The 17,844-nt window shown below is 65.4% G+C and carries 14 protein-coding genes; 10 read left to right on the forward strand and 4 right to left on the reverse strand.

Annotation, left to right across the window (positions count from 1 at the left end; all coding sequences use genetic code 11):
• Positions 1–31: 31 nt before the first annotated feature.
• Both ACQY5K_RS10785 and ACQY5K_RS10790 read right to left on the reverse strand, forming a co-directional pair.
• The gene (locus tag ACQY5K_RS10785) at positions 32–1,468 is read right to left on the reverse strand and encodes a Fic family protein (protein ID WP_428114980.1); all 1,437 of its coding nucleotides are present in this window, start codon (positions 1,466–1,468) and stop codon (positions 32–34) included.
• A gap of 137 nt (positions 1,469–1,605) precedes the next feature.
• On the reverse strand, positions 1,606–2,496 hold the full coding sequence (locus ACQY5K_RS10790) for an HDIG domain-containing metalloprotein (protein WP_428114982.1): 891 nt from the start codon (positions 2,494–2,496) through the stop codon (positions 1,606–1,608).
• Between the two features lie 155 nt (positions 2,497–2,651).
• Between ACQY5K_RS10790 and dnaE the strand changes: the two genes are divergently transcribed.
• The 8 genes from dnaE to ACQY5K_RS10830 all read left to right on the forward strand — a co-directional run bounded on the left by dnaE (position 2,652) and on the right by ACQY5K_RS10830 (position 15,281).
• The gene (gene dnaE, locus ACQY5K_RS10795; RefSeq protein ID WP_428114985.1) at positions 2,652–6,185 is read left to right on the forward strand and encodes a DNA polymerase III subunit alpha; all 3,534 of its coding nucleotides are present in this window, start codon (positions 2,652–2,654) and stop codon (positions 6,183–6,185) included.
• Between the two features lie 110 nt (positions 6,186–6,295).
• Positions 6,296–6,475, forward strand: coding sequence for a hypothetical protein (locus ACQY5K_RS10800; protein WP_428114987.1), 180 nt, complete (start codon positions 6,296–6,298; stop codon positions 6,473–6,475).
• Between the two features lie 38 nt (positions 6,476–6,513).
• Positions 6,514–8,583 carry a threonine--tRNA ligase gene (gene thrS, locus ACQY5K_RS10805; protein ID WP_428114989.1) on the forward strand — a complete coding sequence of 690 codons (2,070 nt, stop codon included), beginning with the start codon at positions 6,514–6,516 and terminating at the stop codon, positions 8,581–8,583.
• Positions 8,584–8,596: 13 nt separating this feature from the next.
• Positions 8,597–9,772, forward strand: coding sequence for a zinc-dependent alcohol dehydrogenase (locus ACQY5K_RS10810; protein WP_428114991.1), 1,176 nt, complete (start codon positions 8,597–8,599; stop codon positions 9,770–9,772).
• A gap of 108 nt (positions 9,773–9,880) precedes the next feature.
• Positions 9,881–10,264: a RusA family crossover junction endodeoxyribonuclease gene (locus ACQY5K_RS10815; RefSeq protein ID WP_428114994.1), complete on the forward strand. Its 384-nt coding sequence runs from the start codon at positions 9,881–9,883 to the stop codon at positions 10,262–10,264.
• Positions 10,261–11,121, forward strand: a complete 861-nt coding sequence (locus ACQY5K_RS10820; RefSeq protein WP_428114996.1) for a hypothetical protein — start codon at positions 10,261–10,263, stop codon at positions 11,119–11,121. Before ACQY5K_RS10815 ends, ACQY5K_RS10820 begins: the two co-directional genes overlap by 4 nt.
• Before the next feature lie 416 nt (positions 11,122–11,537).
• On the forward strand, positions 11,538–13,964 hold the full coding sequence (locus tag ACQY5K_RS10825) for an AAA family ATPase (protein ID WP_428114998.1): 2,427 nt from the start codon (positions 11,538–11,540) through the stop codon (positions 13,962–13,964).
• Complete coding sequence (locus ACQY5K_RS10830; RefSeq protein ID WP_428115001.1) at positions 13,965–15,281, forward strand: McrC family protein; 1,317 nt, start codon at positions 13,965–13,967, stop codon at positions 15,279–15,281.
• On the opposite strand, the gene ACQY5K_RS10835 is transcribed toward ACQY5K_RS10830, so the two are convergent.
• The gene (locus ACQY5K_RS10835; protein ID WP_428115003.1) at positions 15,270–15,575 is read right to left on the reverse strand and encodes a type II toxin-antitoxin system VapC family toxin; all 306 of its coding nucleotides are present in this window, start codon (positions 15,573–15,575) and stop codon (positions 15,270–15,272) included. The genes ACQY5K_RS10830 and ACQY5K_RS10835 overlap by 12 nt on opposite strands.
• Positions 15,576–15,718: 143 nt before the next feature.
• Between ACQY5K_RS10835 and ACQY5K_RS10840 the strand changes: the two genes are divergently transcribed.
• Together ACQY5K_RS10840 and ACQY5K_RS10845 are read left to right on the forward strand one after the other, a co-directional pair.
• Positions 15,719–16,333 carry a transposase gene (locus tag ACQY5K_RS10840; RefSeq protein WP_428115005.1) on the forward strand — a complete coding sequence of 205 codons (615 nt, stop codon included), beginning with the start codon at positions 15,719–15,721 and terminating at the stop codon, positions 16,331–16,333.
• A 95-nt stretch (positions 16,334–16,428) separates the two neighbouring features.
• Complete coding sequence (locus ACQY5K_RS10845; RefSeq protein WP_428115007.1) at positions 16,429–16,890, forward strand: transposase; 462 nt, start codon at positions 16,429–16,431, stop codon at positions 16,888–16,890.
• Here the strand turns inward: ACQY5K_RS10845 and ACQY5K_RS10850 are convergent.
• Positions 16,887–17,588 (reverse strand): hypothetical protein, encoded by a 702-nt coding sequence (locus ACQY5K_RS10850; RefSeq protein WP_428115009.1) that lies wholly within the window; start codon positions 17,586–17,588, stop codon positions 16,887–16,889. The genes ACQY5K_RS10845 and ACQY5K_RS10850 overlap by 4 nt on opposite strands.
• Positions 17,589–17,844 lie beyond the last annotated feature (256 nt).

The raw sequence follows: 17,844 nt of genomic DNA on the forward strand, positions 1-17,844 counted from the left end.
CTAGAGCGAGGGCGCTACACGCCCGTCGCGCTCAGCGTGTGCGCGGCGGATGGCGACGCTGCGGAATTGCCCGGCAATGTCCTCGGTGCCCAGCTTCAAGCCCGCAGCGCCGGCCAGTCGAGCGGACGCGCAGTGGGCAACGCTCCCACTGCGCCCCGAGATCGACGCTCTCGACGGCGCCCGAGAAGTCGTCGCTGTCATTGGTCGGAAGAAACGGAACTCCTGCGATCTGGCCGAGGAGTTGACGTGCGCTGTGCGGATCGCCCATTGTCGAGGACATGACGTCGTACATTTCGAAAATGCGGTCGGCGTCGTAGGCACGCAAGCGCGGACCGACGCGGCGGCTCCGTGTAATGCCAGCTTCAGTCAGACGACGAAGCGCGTCTGCGCACCGCCGCGGCGAAAAACCGGATTCCGACGCGAGGATCTCTGGCGTCAGCGAGGGTTGCGACGCCAGCAGGTTCACTGCAGCCAGAGCCGCAGAGCGCCCGGTGCGCTGCCCGACACGTTCGCGCCAACGGTCCTGCAGGCGTGAGATGGCAACCGCATAGGAACTCGCCGCGTCGCACGACTGGTTCACAGCAGTACTGACGACCTCGGCCAGCGGGATCGCGGCTGCTGATCTGCGCACGTCATCGGGCGCTCCGATGTAGCTCTGGTACGCGGCGAGCGACCGCAGGTAAGCACCACGGTTCTGTGACAGCGCCAGGCTGACGGGCGGCATGAACCCCTCCGAGGCGCACCGATGCTTCAACGCTGCGTACAAGAGGGCTCGGCCCGCACGGCCGTTGCCGTCGCCGAACGGATGAATCGTCTCGAATTGAGCGTGCGCCGCCACAGCTTGCATGACCGGCGAATGATTGCCGGTTCGGAGGTAGGCAACCAAGTCTTCCATGAGCGGTCGGCACTCATCGGGTGGAGGCGGCACGAAGTCGCCATCGAGCGGATGCCAGTCATTGCCCCCGATCCAGTTCTGCGTCGTCTTCAGGGCGCCGCCGAGTCCCGGATTCGGGGACGAGTTCATCAGCACGCGATGGGCATCGCAGAGCAGCTCGACAGTCAATGCCGCCGGCTGGGCGAGGATGCGCAGAGATTTTGCCGTTGCTTCGATGTTGCCAATCACCTCGCCGACATGGCCCCGACGACGAGGTGGGGAAGGGGACGCCTCGGCGATCAACGCGTGCACGACCCGCCGAGCTTGCGGTGTCACTCCCTCGATACGCGACGAGCCGAGCGACTCGGCCCAGAAGAACATGCTGACCGAAGCAGAATCCGGTGCAAGCACTGAGGCCGTCGCAACCAGTTGCCGTTCGGCATCTGCGACAAATGCCGCCACGTCGGCTGGCAACAACGGATGCCAGCCAGTCAGGCGGTGAGGGACATAGGCGCGAAAAGTACCCGGCCGCCGATCGATAGCCCGGGGCGCCGCCGGATTTCCCGGCCACGACTCTGTGCGAAGAAGGCCCATGACGGCGACTCGCTCCCACTGCCGGACATGCCGCTTACCGCGCCAGTTCTATACGTATTTGACGCGCAAACGAATTTATCGTGTCATATGCAGCAGGCATGCACCACAACGATTGCGGTCGCCGCGACGCTTCACTTTCATTGCTCGCTCCCATACTCGACAGAAGCTTGGGCGACCCTCCAGGCGTCGAGGCGGCGGCGCACCTCGGTGTCGCCCAGCTCGCCTTCGGTCCGGCGGAGTTCCAGCAGGAACTTCATGGCCTGACCCACCTCGGGACCAGGGGCGAGGCCGAGGTGGGCCATCACCTCGTCGCCGTCGAGTTCGGGGCGCTCCGCGGCGACAGTCTGTTCGCGCGCCAGTCGGGCAATGCGCACCTCGAAGCGGTCGAGCGCATCGTGCAGGGCCTGCACCCGTTTCACATTGCGGGATGTGCAGTCGCTGCGGACCATGTCGTTCAAGTCGCCCAGCAGCAGCCCGGCATCGCGTGCATATCGGCGTACTGCCGCGTCGGTCCAGCCGGTGTCGTAACCCTTGAAGCGACCCGACAGGAACACGAGTCGTGTCACCTGTTCGGTCATCTGGTCGCTGTAGCCCATCTGCGGCATCCGGCGGCGCGTCATCTTGGCGCCCACCGCCTCGTGGTTGCGGAATGTCACACCGCCGTGCGTGATCTCTCGCGTGAGCGGCTTGCCGATGTCGTGGAACAGCGCGGCCAGACGAACCCGCAGTCGCGGCGGGCTCTGGGCCACCACAGCGATGGTGTGGGCCAGCACGTCCTTGTGGCGGTGGATCGGATCCTGCTCCAGCGCGAGCGCGGGCAGCTCTGGCAGGTGCTCAACGGCCCAGCCCGACTCCACCAGCTCCCACAGGCCCTCTCGAGGGTCGTCGACGACCAGCACGCTGGAGAGCTCGTCGCAGGGCAGCACGATGTCGCCGTCGAGCTCCAGCTCGTCGTCGGTCAGCTCGTCGACTTCGTCGCGTTCATCACAAGACGGCGCGCTGTGCGGCGCGCGGTGCGGCGTGGTCATCCCTCCATGATGCAGTGCCGCACGCAGCCGTCCAACCATGTATTCCGGGACTTTTGCCACCTCACCACACGCACGGTTCCGACATGCCGAAGTCGCGCCTGTGACGGGTCTATGTTCGACAGACCAACCGCTTTGAACAATCAGCGAGGAGCAGCGTGGCAGCGTCGTTCGTTCACCTGCACACCCACACGGAGTATTCGCTGCTCGACGGGGCAGCGCGAGTGAACGAGGTGGTCGGGGCCGCAGCCGCGGACGGCCAGCCCGCGTTGGGAATCACCGACCACGGGAACATGTACGGCGTCCTGGACTTCTACCGGGCCTGCAAAGCACACGAGATCACGCCGATCATCGGCACCGAGGCCTACATGGCGCTCGAGAGCCGCCACGAGCGTCCCGGCCGCAATCGCGCCAAGAACAGCAAAGTCGACGACTCGGGCGACGACGGCGAGGGCGAAAAGCTCTACTACCACCTGACCCTGCTGGCCGAGAACGACGCCGGCTACCGGAACCTGCTGAAGCTGGCCAGCACGGCGTTCCTCGAGGGCTACTACTACAAGCCCCGCATGGACTGGGAGATGTTCGCCCAGCACGCCGACGGCCTGATCGCCACCACGGGGTGCCTGGGAAGCGTCGTGCAGCAGGCGCTGCTTGCCGGCGACTACGACGAGGCCCGACGGCGGGCAGGCCGGCTGCAGGACATCTTCGGGCGCGACTCGCTGTACGTCGAGCTGCAGGACCACGGCATCGGCGCGCAGCGCGATTGCAATCCGCAGCTGCTTCAGATCGCGCAAGAACTCGGCGCGCCGCTGCTCGCCACCAACGACCTGCACTACACCCAGCAGGGCGATGCGCTCGCTCATGACGCGCTGCTGTGCGTGCAGACCGGGGCGTTGCGCAGCGACCCCGACCGCTTCAAGTTCCACGGCGATCAGCACTATCTGAAGACCTCCGCACAGATGCGGACGCTGTTCGCCGCCCATCCCGACAGCTGCGACAACACACTGGCCATCGCCGAGCGCGCCGATGTGAACATCGAATTCGGCCGCATGCTGCTGCCGCACTTCGACGTGCCCGCCCCTCACGCCGACGCCGACGCGTATCTCAAGCACTTGGCGCTCCAAGGGGCGAAGGAGCGCTGGGGCCAGAATCTGCCGGCGTCCACCGCCGAACGGATCGCCTACGAGCTGCGCGTCATCTCCGACATGGGCTTCAGCTCGTACTTCCTCATCACCTGGGACCTCATCCGTCATGCCCGCGAGAGCGGCATCCGCGTCGGACCCGGACGCGGCTCGGCCGCGGGGTGCGCGGTGGCGTACTGCCTGCGCATCACCGATCTCGACCCCATCCACTACGGGCTGCTCTTCGAGCGATTCCTGAACCCGGCTCGCATCTCGATGCCCGACATCGACATCGACTTCGACGACCGCTACCGCGACGAGATGATCCACTACGCGGCCCAGAAGTACGGCACCGAGCACGTGGCGCAGATCATCACGTTCTCCAGGATCAAGGCCCGGGCCGCCGTGCGAGACGCCGCCCGCGTGCTGGGCAAGCCCTACTCGCTGGGCGACCGCATCTCCAAGGCCATGCCACCGCTCATCATGGGCCGCGACACGCCGCTGGGCGCTTGCCTCGAACGCGACGAGCAGCACTCCGACGGGTACGCCGCAGCAGCCGAGCTGCGCGACATGTACGCGCTGGACGACGAGGTGCGCGAGGTCGTCGACGTGGCCCGTGGGCTCGAGGGACTCATCCGTCAGGACTCGGTGCACGCCGCGGCGGTGGTGATCAGCCCCGACCCGCTCACCGACTACCTGCCCATCCAGCGCAAGCCCGAGACAGGCACCGACCCCGACGATGCACCCATCGTCACCCAGTTCGACATGGGCGGTGTGGAAGACCTCGGCTTGTTGAAGATGGACTTCCTGGGCCTGCGGACGCTGTCGATCATCGACGAGTGCGTGCGCCTCATCGAGCGACGCACCGGCTCGACGGTCGACATCGACACAATGCCGCTCGACGACCCAGCCACGTTCAAGCTGCTGTGCGCCGGGGACACCATGGGCGTGTTCCAGCTGGAATCTGGGCCGGTCCGTTCGCTGCTGCGTTCGATGCAGCCCAATCAGTTCGAGGACATCTGCGCGCTGGTGGCGCTGTACCGGCCGGGCCCCATGGCCGCCGATATGCACAACAGCTACGCCCACCGCAAGAACGGCCGCCAGTCCGCCGATCCGCCGCATCCGGATCTGGCCGAGCTGCTCGACGAGACCTACGGGCTGATGATCTATCAGGAGTCGATGATGCGGGTCGCCCAGGACATCGCCGGCTACTCCATGGCCGAGGCCGACGACCTGCGCAAGGCGTGCGGCAAGAAGAATCGCGCCCAGATCGCCGAGCACCGCGCCAAGTTCATCGCCGGCACCGATGCGAAGGGCTACGGCGAGGCGCTGGGAGAGCAGCTGTTCGCGATCATCGAGCCGTTCGCGGACTACGCGTTCAACAAGAGCCACGCCTTTGCCTACGGGCTGATTGCGTACCAGACGGCGTACTTGAAAGCCAACTACCCCACCGAGTTCCTTGCCGCCGTGCTGACGGGCTCCAAGCGCAACATCGACAAGGCGGGCGTCTACCTCACCGACTGCCGCCAGCACGGCATCGAGGTGCGCGTGCCCGACATCAACCTCTCCGAGATGGACTTCGCGACCGACGGGAATGCGATCCCGTTCGGGCTGTCGGCGGTGCGCAACGTGGGCGAGAAGGTGGCCGAGCCGATCCTCGCCGAGCGCAGCGCCAACGGGCCGTTCGCCGACTTCTACGACTTCTGCGAGCGGATGCCGCGCGAGGTGCTGAACCGCAGGTTCGTGGAGTCGCTCATCAGGGCCGGGGCATTCGAATCATGCGGCCACACCCGCGCCGGGCTGCTCGACGTGTTCGACCGCATCATCGAGGCTGCCTTGCGGCGGCGCACTGAGGCCGAGGCGGGCCTGCAGTCGATGTTCGGCGGAGCGGACGCCGACAGCGTCGAATTCGACGACCGGATCGACGTCCCCGACATCACCGCCGACGAGCGGACCACGCTGGTGTGGGAGAAAGAGCTGCTTGGGCTGTACGTGTCGAATCACCCGCTGCGCGGCGGTGAGGCCCAATTGCGGCGCGCCACTGACTGCACTGCCAACGGCATCGGCGACCTGCCGCCGAACCCCGACGGCGGCCAGCAGTGGGTGACCATCGGCGGCGTCGTGCACAACCTCCAGCGACGCTTCACCCGCAGCGGCGAGCCCATGGCGCGCTTCACGCTCGAGGACACCGAAGGCTCCGTCGAGGTGACGGTGTTCCCCAAGGCCATGGCCGAAGCCGGCGATGGCCTCGCCGAGGATGCCGTCGTGCTGGTGCGCGGCCGCCCAGACCGGCGAGGCGAGGGCGAGACAGCGTTCCTCGCGAACGAGATCGCCCCGTTCGATTTGCGCAAGGGACCGGCGCCGCTGCGTCTCAACGTCGAACGCGTCGACATGGACGAGAACTGGCTGGTCTCGTTCGAGAAGATGCTGGCCTCCCATCCCGGCGATGCACCGGTGCACTTGCGCGTCGGCGACCGGCTGGTGCAGCTTCCCGAGTCTCGATGGGTGGACGCCGGCGCCCTCGCCGGACCGTTGCGCGAGATTCTCGGCGCCGACGCAGTTCGCACCTGAATCTGCGCATCGGACTGCGCAGCGAAGCCCCTAGCCTTTCTCGATGGTCGTGAACGCGGCCGTTTTCGCTGCGGCGGGGCCATCTGCGACGCAGTTCACTAGGAGTGCTCATGAGCGACGGCGATACCCGCAAGATCGACGAAAAGTTGCTCAAGGACCCGGCCCGGATGATGGTCCCGCTCGCGAAGTTCAAGAGCTTCCAGCGGTCCGATCAGATCTGGGTGATCGGCGGCATCTTGTTCCTGATCATCCTGATGAACGTCGTCTTCTATGGCGGACCGACTCGGTAACCCCAGCGCCATGAGCCGACGCCGATGAGTTTGGGCCGATGAATGCAGTTGGCGAGGCCGCAACCACGAACGCCTCTGGCGGAGTTTCAACCACGGTCGTGCTGCCCGACGGGCAGTCGCGTGAACTTCCGGCTGGTGCGACGGGCGCCGACCTTGCCGCGTCGCTGGGACGTCGCGCCGCCAAGGATGCGCTCATCGCGGTCGCCGATGGCGAGCAGCTCGACCTGGATCGGCCGTTGCCCGACGGCGCAGCGGTGTCGCTGGTGTTCCCGGGCACCGGCGACGGGCTCGAAGTGCTGCGTCACTCCACCGCGCACGTCCTGGCCCAAGCAGTGCTGCGGCTGTATCCGGGGGCCACGTTCTCGATCGGGCCGCCGATCACCGACGGCTTCTACTACGACTTCGATCTCGGTACCGACCACTCGGGCGCGGCACGGACGTTTTCGGACGACGACCTCGACGCCATCGAAGTCGAGATGCGCGCCGTCGTCGACGCCAAGCAACCGTTCATCCGTGCCGAGGTGGATCGGGCCACTGCTGACGAGCTGTTCGCGCAGCACCCCTACAAGATCGAAATCCTCGACGGCGAGGCCGACGACCCGACTTCGGGGCCGCAGGGCGGGGTAATCACGACGTATCGCAACACTGACGAGTTCGTGGACTTGTGCCGCGGTCCTCACGTACCCGACACCGGACGCCTTGGCCACTTCAAGCTGATGCGGGTAGCGGGCGCGTACTGGCGGGGTGACGAGAAGCGCCAGATGCTGCAACGTATCTACGGCACGGCGTGGGGCTCTGCGGCCGAGCTGGCTGCGCACCTCGAACGGCTGGCCGAAGCCGCCAAGCGAGACCATCGGCGGCTCGTGACCGAACTGGATCTGCTCAGCTTCCCCGCCGAGCTGGGCGGCGGGCTGGCCGTGTGGCACCCCAAGGGCTCAGTGATCCGCAAGATCATGGAGGACTACAGCCGCGACCGGCACGAGTCGGGCGGCTATCAGTTCGTCTACACGCCGCACCTGGCCCACGCCCGGCTATTCGAGACCTCCGGGCACCTGGACTTCTACGCCGAGGGCATGTACCCGCCGATGGAGATGGACAACGGCGTCTACTACCCCAAACCGATGAACTGCCCGATGCACTGCTTGATCTTCGGGCAACGCCAGCGTTCCTACCGTGAGCTGCCGCTGCGGCTGTTCGAACTGGGCACCGTGTACCGCTACGAGCGGTCGGGGACGCTGCACGGGCTGATGCGGATCCGCGGGTTCACCCAAGACGACAGCCACCTGTACATGGCGCCCGAGCATCTGGGCGACGAGATCGAACGGTTGCTGGATTTCGTGCTGTCGGTGTTGGGCGCGTTCGGCTTCGAGGATGTCACCTTCAAGCTGTCGACGCAAGATCCCGACAAGTTCGTGGGTAGCGCGGAGGGCTGGGACCGGGCGACGGCGGCGCTGCGGGAGGCCTTGGACCGGCGCGGCCACGACTACGTCGAGGCCGAGGGCGAGGCGGCGTTCTACGGGCCGAAGATCGACATCGACGTGCAGGACGCCATCGGGCGGTCATGGCAGCTGTCGACGATTCAGCTCGACTTCAACCTGCCGGAACGGTTCGACCTGCGATACACCGGCGCTGACGGCGAACTGCACCGGCCGATCATGATCCACCGGGCGCTCTTTGGCGCGATCGAGCGGTTCTTCGGTGTGATGATGGAGCACTACGGGGGTGCGTTCCCGCCGTGGCTGTCGCCGGTGCAGGCGGTGGTGCTGGGCGTGCGGGCGGATCACGATGCGTTTGCCTCGGAGGTGGTCGCGCAGCTGCGCGAAGCCGGGTTCCGGGCCGAGATGGTGCCGGCGGACGATCCGTTGGGGGCGCGGATTCGTCGGGCGAAGCTGGAGAAAGTGCCGTACGTGCTGGTGGTTGGTGACGACGATGTGGCGGCGGGCACAGTGGGCGTGAATCCGCGTGGCCATCCGGTACGGCGTGATGTTCCGCTGGGCGAGTTTGTCGCGCAGCTGGCCGATGAGGTGGAGAGCAAAGCCACCGATGTCGGCGGCTCCAGCAGCACAGGCGCCGAATCTGGCGCGGCCGCGGCCGCGGCGAGCGACTGAGGTTCGGGCGATAGTGCAGGCGCTGGTTTTTGAGCGCAAGGAGCTGCGGTTCGCAGCGGCCATGGCGGCGGGCAAGCTCAAACCCGGCTCGGGTGCGGGCGTGGGCCCGCTGAGTTTGACCGAGATGGACCCGCCGGAGTTGCCGGGCGGCGACTGGCAGTACGTGCGCACGGCGCTGTCGGGCATTTGCGGTTCGGATCTTGCGACGGTGGACGGGAAGGTGTCGCGCTACTTCGAGTCGCTGGTGTCATTCCCGTTCGTGCCTGGGCATGAAGTGGTCGGCCACGTCGGCGACGGCACCCGGGTGGTGCTGGAACCGGTACTGGGACCTGAAGCTCACGGCGTTGCCCCGCCGTGGCCCGACGCAGCACCCGCCGACGGCGACGACTACGGCCACTTGATCGGCGGCGTGATCGAAGCCGGGTTGCAGACGGGTTCGTGCGCGTCGACCGGCGGCGGCTGGTCCGAGACGTTTGTCGCACACCGGTCGCAGCTCCATTCGCTGGGTTCGCTCGGGCCTGCCGAGCTGAGCGACGAGACGGCAGTGATGATCGAGCCGACAGCTGCGGGCATTCACGCCGCGCTGCGGTCGGGGGTGACCGAGGGCGGCACGGCCGCCGTGATCGGCGCCGGCACGATGGGTTTGGTTGCGGTTGCCGCGTTGCGGCAGCTGACCGGCGTGGCGGCGATCGTGGTGGGTGCTCGCTACAGCCATCAGCGCCGGCTGGCCCGGGAGCTGGGTGCCGATCTGGCGGTGTCGCCCGACGAGTTGGGGCGGGCTGTGCGCCGCGCCGCCGGCACGAGGGTGATCGGCTCGACGCTGGGTTCAGGGACCCATGTGACGATTGACGCAGTGGCGTCGTCGGAGTCGCTGACCGATGCCATCGCGGTCACTCGGCCGCGGGGCAGGGTGGTGGTGCTGGGCATGCCGGCTTCGGTGGAGCTGAACCTGTCAGCGCTGTGGCACCGCGAGACCGAGCTGGTGGGGGCCTACTGCTATGGCACCGAGCCGTCGCTGGACGGGGGCCACACCTTCGAGGCGGCGGTCAAACTAGTGCGCGACTGCGACCTCGGCCGGCTGGTGTCGGAGCTGTATCCGCTGGAGGAATACCGCAACGCACTCGAGCACGCCGCCAACGCTGGTGCCCGCGGCTCAACCAAGATCGCCTTCGACCTGCGCGAGGACTGACTGCACTGCCCGACGAGCAGCGCGACCGCAGCGCCCGGAGAATTCCCTTGCTCACCCGACGGGTCCCATGCATAGGGTGATGGGCGTGGCAGGGACACCAGTGCCGACATGATCGACTTTGCTGTGATGGGCACGCCAAGGACGCATCGGGCAGATACCAGACCACAATGGCAGGCCGCGGTAAGGGCAGCTTTCCCTGACCCCGTCGAGCCGCTGACCGGGCCGTTGCGGTTGCGAATCGGCTATTTCTACGAGCGAGCAACCGATCTGGACACCGACAACATCATCAAGCCGATCCAGGACGCCCTCAAGAGGGTCGCCTACGAACACGACAAGACCATCGTGGATGTATGTGCTCGCAAATTGGATCGGCTACGACCCCCGCCCTTTGCGAATACGCCAGCGATCGTCAGCGACGCGCTCATCGCGACGACTGGAGACTTCGTGTTTGTTCGAGTCGCCGCTGCGGACGGGGAAGTGACGTTCTCATGACCACGAATACCGCGGCGCGCAGAGCACTTCTGAGTGCCCGGAGAAAGTATGAGGCTGATGGCTACGTTGTCAGCCTCGATGAGCAGCTGCCGAAGCCATACGACGGTTTCGTGGCGAATGCCGTCGCCCGGCGGAACGACGAGTTCGTGATCGTCGAAGTCAGGCCGACACAGTTGAGCAGCGACTCTCGCGATCGCCTCGCGAAGCTCTCACAGATCCTGAGGGATGACTGCAGTTGGCGGCTCGACATCTTCACCTACGTGCCCGAAGAATTGCCAACTGTGCCGGACCCCGACGACATCAACCGTCGGGTACAAGAGGCTCGCCAGATCGCCGGGGAATCACCTGACGGTGCGACCCAGCTCCTGTGGTCGGCTATCGAAGGCGCATTGCTGTGGCTGGCGAACAAGCGGGATGTCGCTCCCGCGAGACTGATGCCGGCACTCAATCTCATCCAGCAAGTCACGATGGAGGGCGTCCTCAGCGACAACCAAGCAGCGGAGTTCAAGGTTCTCGCACGCGCACGCGACGCCATCGCGCACGGCATGCGTGCCGACCCGCCGAGTGCGGGTCAGTTCGATTGGCTTTGCCGCTTCGCGCTCGACGCTGTCGAGGGCAAGCATGCCGACCTGCATGACATGGTGGTCTGGTTCACCGCACACCACGCCACCCCCGATAACGCGGCCCTCGCCTACGACACGAGCGATGAGCAGTACGTCTGGCTCGGCAGCGGACCCCACCATGCCGAGCACGTCCTGTGGCAGCAGTTCGAGAACGCACTCGAAGCTGACATCGCCGAGGCAGTGCGGACCATCGAAAAAGACGGTACCGAATGGGCACGGCTAGATCAGTTGTGACGCATCATGGAGGAACTTCGGACTCTGTCGCAATGACGCCCACCGAGGAATACGAGTTCTAGAGCCGCCTGGAGAGCCAGACGCCCCACGGACCGCCGCGGCGGCGCACGTCGACCCTCTCCGACCGGGTAGCCGAGCGCTTCTCACCACAGGTGCTCGAACAGGTGAAGGCAGCCGCAGCGGATGAAGACCGCTCCGTGTCGTCCTGGGTGCGCCGCGCCGTACAGAGCGCGCTGTCGGCACCGACCAACTGAGTCACTTCAGTCTGTCCGGGGGCGTCTCGCCTCGGAACGAACAGCCCGTGACGGATCCGCCTGGTCAGCTTCGATCTGCGCCACAGCTCGGGCTTCCGCAGCAGAGCGGCTTCATGTGCCGATATCACAGCAGCGGGAGTTTGGTCGGCTTCTACGTCCACGATGCAGAGGCTGCCACCCGAAGGGGAGCTAGAGCTGACGAATCATGCATGCGAAGGGCACCGCCAGCGGCTGATCGGCGTGTTGCACCCCAGCTGTAGGTTCGCCGCCATGGACGAACGTCAGCAATGGATGCAGCGACTTGACGAGTTCTCTGATTACCTGCGCGAAGACCGGCGAGTCGGTTCTTCAGCCCAGGGCCAGTACCGAAGCATCGTCGAGCGCTGGATCGACTTCGCACTGTCTCACGCACACGATCCATCGACGTTCGACCAATTGCTCATCGAAGAGCTGCTTGACCGGCAGCGCGACCTGAAGGACAACTCCCGCGCCGCTTACGCTTCGAATCTCAGTGTGTGGTGTCGCTGGGCATCGAATGAGCCGGTCGCAGGTCGTGAAGCCAACACAGGGGAGCCCGAACTGCACGACGACATCGCTCTGTGGATGGCGCGTCTCGAAGAATATTTGAGCTACTTGCAGCATCGAGGGCGGCAGCAGCCCACGATCAGCAACAGGCGCGCGAAGTTGTCGAAGTGGATCAGATTCGCTTGCTCGGCCGGTCGGAACCCGGCGGCATGGGATCCGCCTGCGATCGAAGAGGCATTCATCGTTTGGGGCACGGTGGATTCTCCGCGACAACGCGACGACATACGCGGTCGGATTCGGGCGTGGTGCAAGTACTGGAGCAGCAGCGGTCTGGACGCATTGACGCTCGGTCACTTGGTCCAGCAGTTTCGGGACGGGGGATATCCAGACGACGACGTGCCGCACCGCCGCGCGGCGCGAGCAGAGTTCGAGCAGGTGCTCAACTCACTTCCAAGTCTGAGCTACGGCCAACGTGACCAGCTCAGAGCCGTCTGGAATACCTCCAAGTACGACTACGGCGGTGCCGGCGTGGCCGCAGGCATGCACACCGCGCTACGCGACGTGAGTGAAGCCGACTGGCCCCGTATGCGGGATCAGATCTATTCGCTCTGCCACGGTCCTGGTGACCTCGCCACACGCTTCGACGAGACCATCGCCAACGTGAGAGGCCTCGGGGAGTTGATGGCGACCCGGATGCTGGCGATCACGTGGCCCAATCGTTTCCTGCCGAACTTCTTGCTCCGCACCACGAGTTCACAGTGGCCGGGCAAGCTTGAAATGATCGAACTGCTGGATCGACTTGACCTGCTCGATGCATCAACGGCGGACGAGGCCCGAGTTCTGCTTGACGCAACGCGAGGGGCTCGCAGCGTCGGAGAACTTGTAGTTCGCTCCAACGACTTGCTAGCGGAAGTGCTGGACCCGTTCTTCGGAGACGGCGACTTCATCGACACTTGGGGAATGGCGCAGTTCTTGTACTGGCTGGATGAGCATTACGCCAATGATGGCGCCGATTCAGGCGATGACGAAGATGCCGACGAGGCCGATTCCTATCGCGAGCATCTCGCGACACAGCTTGGCGACGCAGCCGAAGACTTGCTGTGCGGGGTTGGGTTCCTCAACGACATCGTGGAGCTGCTCGAGGACAAGGGGCAAGTGATCCTTTACGGGCCTCCCGGCACGGGAAAGACGTACTTCGCGCGCCACTTGGCATGGACGCTTTCGGGCATCCGAGACGACGAAGAGTACGAGAATGACGGGCCGTACTCGTTGGTGCAATTCCATCCGGCGTACTCGTACGAGGACTTCTTCGAAGGGTTCCGCCCGCGGGTCGATGACAACGGGCAGATGACGTTCGAGTTGACGCCGGGTCCGCTGGTCCGGCTGGCGCAACGCGCCGAGCAGAACCCCCACGAACGGCATGTCATGGTGATCGACGAGATCAACCGTGCGAACCTGCCGCGGGTGCTGGGTGAATTGCTGTACCTGCTCGAATATCGCGACGAGTGGACTCAGACGCAGTACCGGCCAGAGGATGGGTTCACCCTGCCGTCGAATCTGTGGTTCATCGGCACGATGAATACCGCCGACCGTTCCATCGCACTCATCGACGCTGCGATGCGCCGACGATTCCACTTCGTGCCGTTCTTTCCGAACCATGGTCAGACCAAGGGCCTCCTGCGCCGGTGGATACAGCGCAATTCACCGGGCCGAGAGTGGGTCGCCGGCTTGGTCGACAAGGTCAACAACGAACTCGCAGAGCAGATGGGTGACGATCACTCGCTGATTGGTCCGAGTCACTTCATGAAGCGCAATCTGGACAAGGACGGTTTGCGGCGGATCTGGGAGTACAACATCGAGCCGTTAGTCGAAGATCAGCTCTTCGGCCGCCAGGAGGCGATCGACAGCTTCCGGTTCGGCAGCGTCTGGCGGCGCTTCGGACCCGGAGCGACTTCGTCCGGTGCGCAACCGGGTGAGCCTGATGACCAATCGGCCGGCGCTGCCGATGAAGCAGGAAGTCTCACGGGTGAGAGCGAAGGCGTTGCCGAGGAAGGCGACGCGTAAGTGGTTCTCGTCGACTCTGCGGTGAGTCTGGCGGCCATCGACACGACAGCCGGCGACGGCGAGCGTCCGCCCCTCACCCTCTTCGAGTGGGAGACCAAGCACCTTCCGCTCAGCGAGGCACTCGCTCGACGTTTGGGACAGACCAAGTGGGTGTCGGTCCAGCCGGACGTCGAGCCCGGTTGGTGGCGAATGTCTGCTCAGCAATGGGTGGGCGCGTTCACTGTCGACGATCTGCGAGTCATCGTGCGGCCGAAAATCAAGCCCGAGAACTTGTTCGTGCTGCTCGAGGTCGGTCTGCCTCCCGAAGCGTGGCGCCAGGAAGCGGCCGACTACGCCAGCACCAACGAACTCCTGCCAGCGCTGGTTTCCTTCTTCGCTCGGACCGCGGAAACGACGCTGGCTCGTGGCTTGTTTCACCACTACCGCCGTCAAGAAGACGATCTGCTTGCACTGCGTGGTCGCATCGACTTCGTTCGGCAGTTTCGGCGAGGCGGTGTTCTAGTGCCGATGGCCTGCTCGTGGGATGAATTCACGGCCGATGTAGACGAGAACCGCTGCTTGCGGACCGCAGCACGGCAAGCGCTACGCGTTCCTGGTGTTCCCAATGAAGATCGGCGACGGCTTCGTCGGGTGCTGGCTGCCTTGGACGGTGTGGATGAACCGGCGGCCCCGACGGCGCTGGAACGTCTTGGCCGAGTGCAGTTCACCCGACTGAACGAGCACTATCGGCCCGGGCTGAAGCTGGCCCGCCTCATCCTGGCCAACTTCACCCTCCAAGACCGTCACGGGGACACCGCAGCGTCGGCGTTCATGCTGGACATGAATCAACTCTTCGAGGACTTCGTGACGGCACGTCTGCAGCGGGAGCTGCGGGGACGGCTGGAGGTCGCTGCGCAGCGCAGTTTGTATCTCGACGTCGACCGTCAGGTGCGGATCCGGCCGGACCTCACGTTTCGTCGTTCGGGGCAGACAGTCGGCGTGGCGGACATCAAGTACAAGTTCGGTGCCGCGGAGTCCCGCTTCGACGACGATGAGACGGCGGGACGGCACGGCGACTACTACCAACTGTTGGCCTACACAGCGGGTCTCGGTCTGAAAGAGGGCACCCTCATCTACTGCGCCGACGCCAACGAAGGCCAATCCGCTGGAACGGAATCGGTCGAGTATCTGGCCAGATCCACCATCACGGTCGAGAACTTGGGCACGAAGCTCCACGCCGTTGCCATCGACCTGTCCGGTAGCCCCAGCGATACCGATGCTCAGATGTCAGCCCTCGCCGACCACTTGACAGGCTCCGAGACTGCTTCAGCCGGATGACGATGTGCCAGGCGAGTAGGTGGCGATGCCGAGAGCTTCGGCCGCTGCGATCTGGCGAGCGTTATAACTGACGAAGCCGCCGAGGTCATCGCCGATCTGCAGAGCGCACGCCAGGTAGATCGCATCCAGGGTGCGCAGGTTGCGGCCGTGGATCCTGCCCGCCGCATCGAGCATCGATGCCGTGAGCTCGATCAGATGGGTATCAGCGAGCAGGCGCTCACATTGATGTCGCACCTCTGGACCTTCGTCGGCAACCGCACGGCGAGCCTCGGTGCGCAGCAATGCACTGGACACCAAATGACGCTGCGACGGTGCCCAAGTCCCGCGACGGGGCCGCCGAGGCGATCCGGATGGAGAGTGTCAGATCCTCTGTGTAAGGGGGTTGGTCTGAGAGTGTCGTGTCGGTGATGGATGCCGAGGCGACAGGAAGGACCGCAATGACTGAGAATTATCGAGAGAGGCTGCCGGCGAGGCCGGCCGCAGATATGACGCCGCTGGTGCCTGACGAGGCGCTGGACGCGGTGATGGAACGCGTTCACGCCGAGGGCGCCGAACTGCTCGGCGCCGACGGGCTGCTGAGCCAGCTGACCAAGGCGGTGCTCGAGCGGGCCCTGGCGGAGGAGCTGACCGGTCATCTGGGCTATGAGAAGGACGATCGGGCGGGGTCGGGGTCGGGCAACTCGCGCAACGGCGCCACGCCCAAGCGGGTGCATACCGACGGCGGCACTGTGGACGTGGACGCTCCCCGGGACCGCGTCGGCAGCTTCGAGCCTCGGATCGTGCCCAAGGGCACGACACGCCTTGACGGGTTCGACGACAAGATCATCGCCCTGTACGCCAGAGGGATGACCGTGCGCGACGTGGCTGCCCATCTGGCCGAGATCTACGGCGTGGAGGTGTCCGGTGACCTGATCAGCCGTGTCACCGACGGGGTGCTCGACGAGCTCGAGGCGTGGCGCAGCCGGCCCCTCGACGCTATGTGTCCGATCATCTTCATCGACGCGCCGAACATCAAGATCCCCGACGGCCGCGTCGCCAACCGGCCCGCCTGACTCGCCGTGGGCGTCGATCTCGACGGCCCCAAGCACGTTGGGGGGCATCCGGGATCGGCGACAGCGACGGCGAGGGCGCCAAGTACTGGCTGGGGGTGCTCACCGAGCTTCGGAACCGAGGCATCGGCGACGTGGTGATCGTGTTCTGCGACGGGCTCAAAGGACTGCCCGACGCGATCGAGGCCACCTGGCCCCGCTGCCACCGTGCAGACCTGTGTCGTTCACCTGCTGCGGGCCTCCCACCGGTACGTCACCTGGAACGACCGCAAGGCCGTCGCCAAAGAGCTGCGCCCGTCTACGGGGCTGTCAACGCCCAAGCAGCCGAAGCGGCCCTCGGCGAGTTCGAGGCCGGCATCGGCCACAAATACCCCGCCGTGGTCAGCCTGTGGCGCAACAGCTGGGAGCAGTTCACCCCGTTCCGGGACTACCCGCCCGAAGTGCGCCGGGTCATCTACACCACCAACAGAGGAGGACCACAAGGAACAGGAACCATCGGATGGAAACGCTGCTCGAACCAGCTCGCCGTCCGCTACCCAGGACGACTCCCGCTCAACTAAATTGACCACCCGACCAGCCCGCTTACACAGAACATCCGAGTGTCACTGTTGGGTTTGCCGATCGACGCGGGGACGCCTTGGGCTTGCGGCTCGGGCAACAACGTGGCCTGCAACTGGCGGAACGGGCGCCCGACCTTGCCCTTGCGCTTCGCGTCGCGCGCCTTGCACGAGGTGATCTTCGTTCCGTGATGCGCCGCGAAAGCGACCGTCGGCGGACCCAGCACGAACCGCTTGCCTTGGGAGGACCCCAGTGCCTCCATCCGATCCGTGCGGCACGCCGCGGGGATCCCGCCCACAGTGTCGAAGAACCGGATCATTCCCTCGAACGTGTGCTGGCGGTCCTCGCTCGTGGTGAACCACCAGACCCGCTGACGCGACCAGCACATGATCATCCCGAAACACCGCAGCCGGCCCTCCCAGCCCCAACGCCGAGCCCACACGTCGAGGTCGCAGAAATCGAACTGGGCTTCCTCGCCCGGATCGGTATGGATCGGGACCGACACCTGATCCGCAGCCCGGAACCGAGGCCCCCGGATGCGACGCAGCGCCCTCGTCACTGTCGAATAGCCCCCAGCGAAGCCCTCGGCCGTCAAACAGCGCCACACGCTGACGCCCAACAGCCGCGGATGCGCAGCGATCGAGCTCCGGCACCTCTCAGCCCAGCGGGCGTTCATCACCTTGGACTCATCGGGCACCATCCGCTTCGCCGCCGGCGGCCCCGCGCGCAAATGCTTCGAGACCGTCGCCGGATGGAACCGGTCTCATCGGCGATCTCGCCGATCGTCCATCCCTGCTCTCGCAGGCTCTTGATGTTCACGAACGTCTCCTGGTTCATCATGGGAACCGGCTCCTCCAGCAACGTCGATGCTTGGTCGCTCGACACGCTGGAGGAGCCACCGCTCCCAACGGTGGATAGTGATGCCGGGCCAGAAGACCCCCGACACCACCGCGAAA

The organism is Candidatus Poriferisodalis sp. (genome assembly GCF_965262965.1).
Lineage (GTDB): Bacteria > Actinomycetota > Acidimicrobiia > Acidimicrobiales > Poriferisodalaceae > Poriferisodalis.

Coding starts and splice junctions, on each gene's coding strand:
- ACQY5K_RS10840 (WP_428115005.1), top strand. CDS start 15,719: ATGACTGAGAATTATCGAGAGAGGCTGCCGGCGAGGCCGGCCGCAGAT.
- ACQY5K_RS10850 (WP_428115009.1), bottom strand. CDS start 17,588: ATGGTGCCCGATGAGTCCAAGGTGATGAACGCCCGCTGGGCTGAGAGG.
- ACQY5K_RS10785 (WP_428114980.1), bottom strand. CDS start 1,468: ATGGGCCTTCTTCGCACAGAGTCGTGGCCGGGAAATCCGGCGGCGCCC.
- ACQY5K_RS10800 (WP_428114987.1), top strand. CDS start 6,296: ATGAGCGACGGCGATACCCGCAAGATCGACGAAAAGTTGCTCAAGGAC.
- ACQY5K_RS10815 (WP_428114994.1), top strand. CDS start 9,881: ATGATCGACTTTGCTGTGATGGGCACGCCAAGGACGCATCGGGCAGAT.
- ACQY5K_RS10790 (WP_428114982.1), bottom strand. CDS start 2,496: ATGACCACGCCGCACCGCGCGCCGCACAGCGCGCCGTCTTGTGATGAA.
- ACQY5K_RS10820 (WP_428114996.1), top strand. CDS start 10,261: ATGACCACGAATACCGCGGCGCGCAGAGCACTTCTGAGTGCCCGGAGA.
- ACQY5K_RS10825 (WP_428114998.1), top strand. CDS start 11,538: ATGCAGAGGCTGCCACCCGAAGGGGAGCTAGAGCTGACGAATCATGCA.
- thrS (WP_428114989.1), top strand. CDS start 6,514: ATGAATGCAGTTGGCGAGGCCGCAACCACGAACGCCTCTGGCGGAGTT.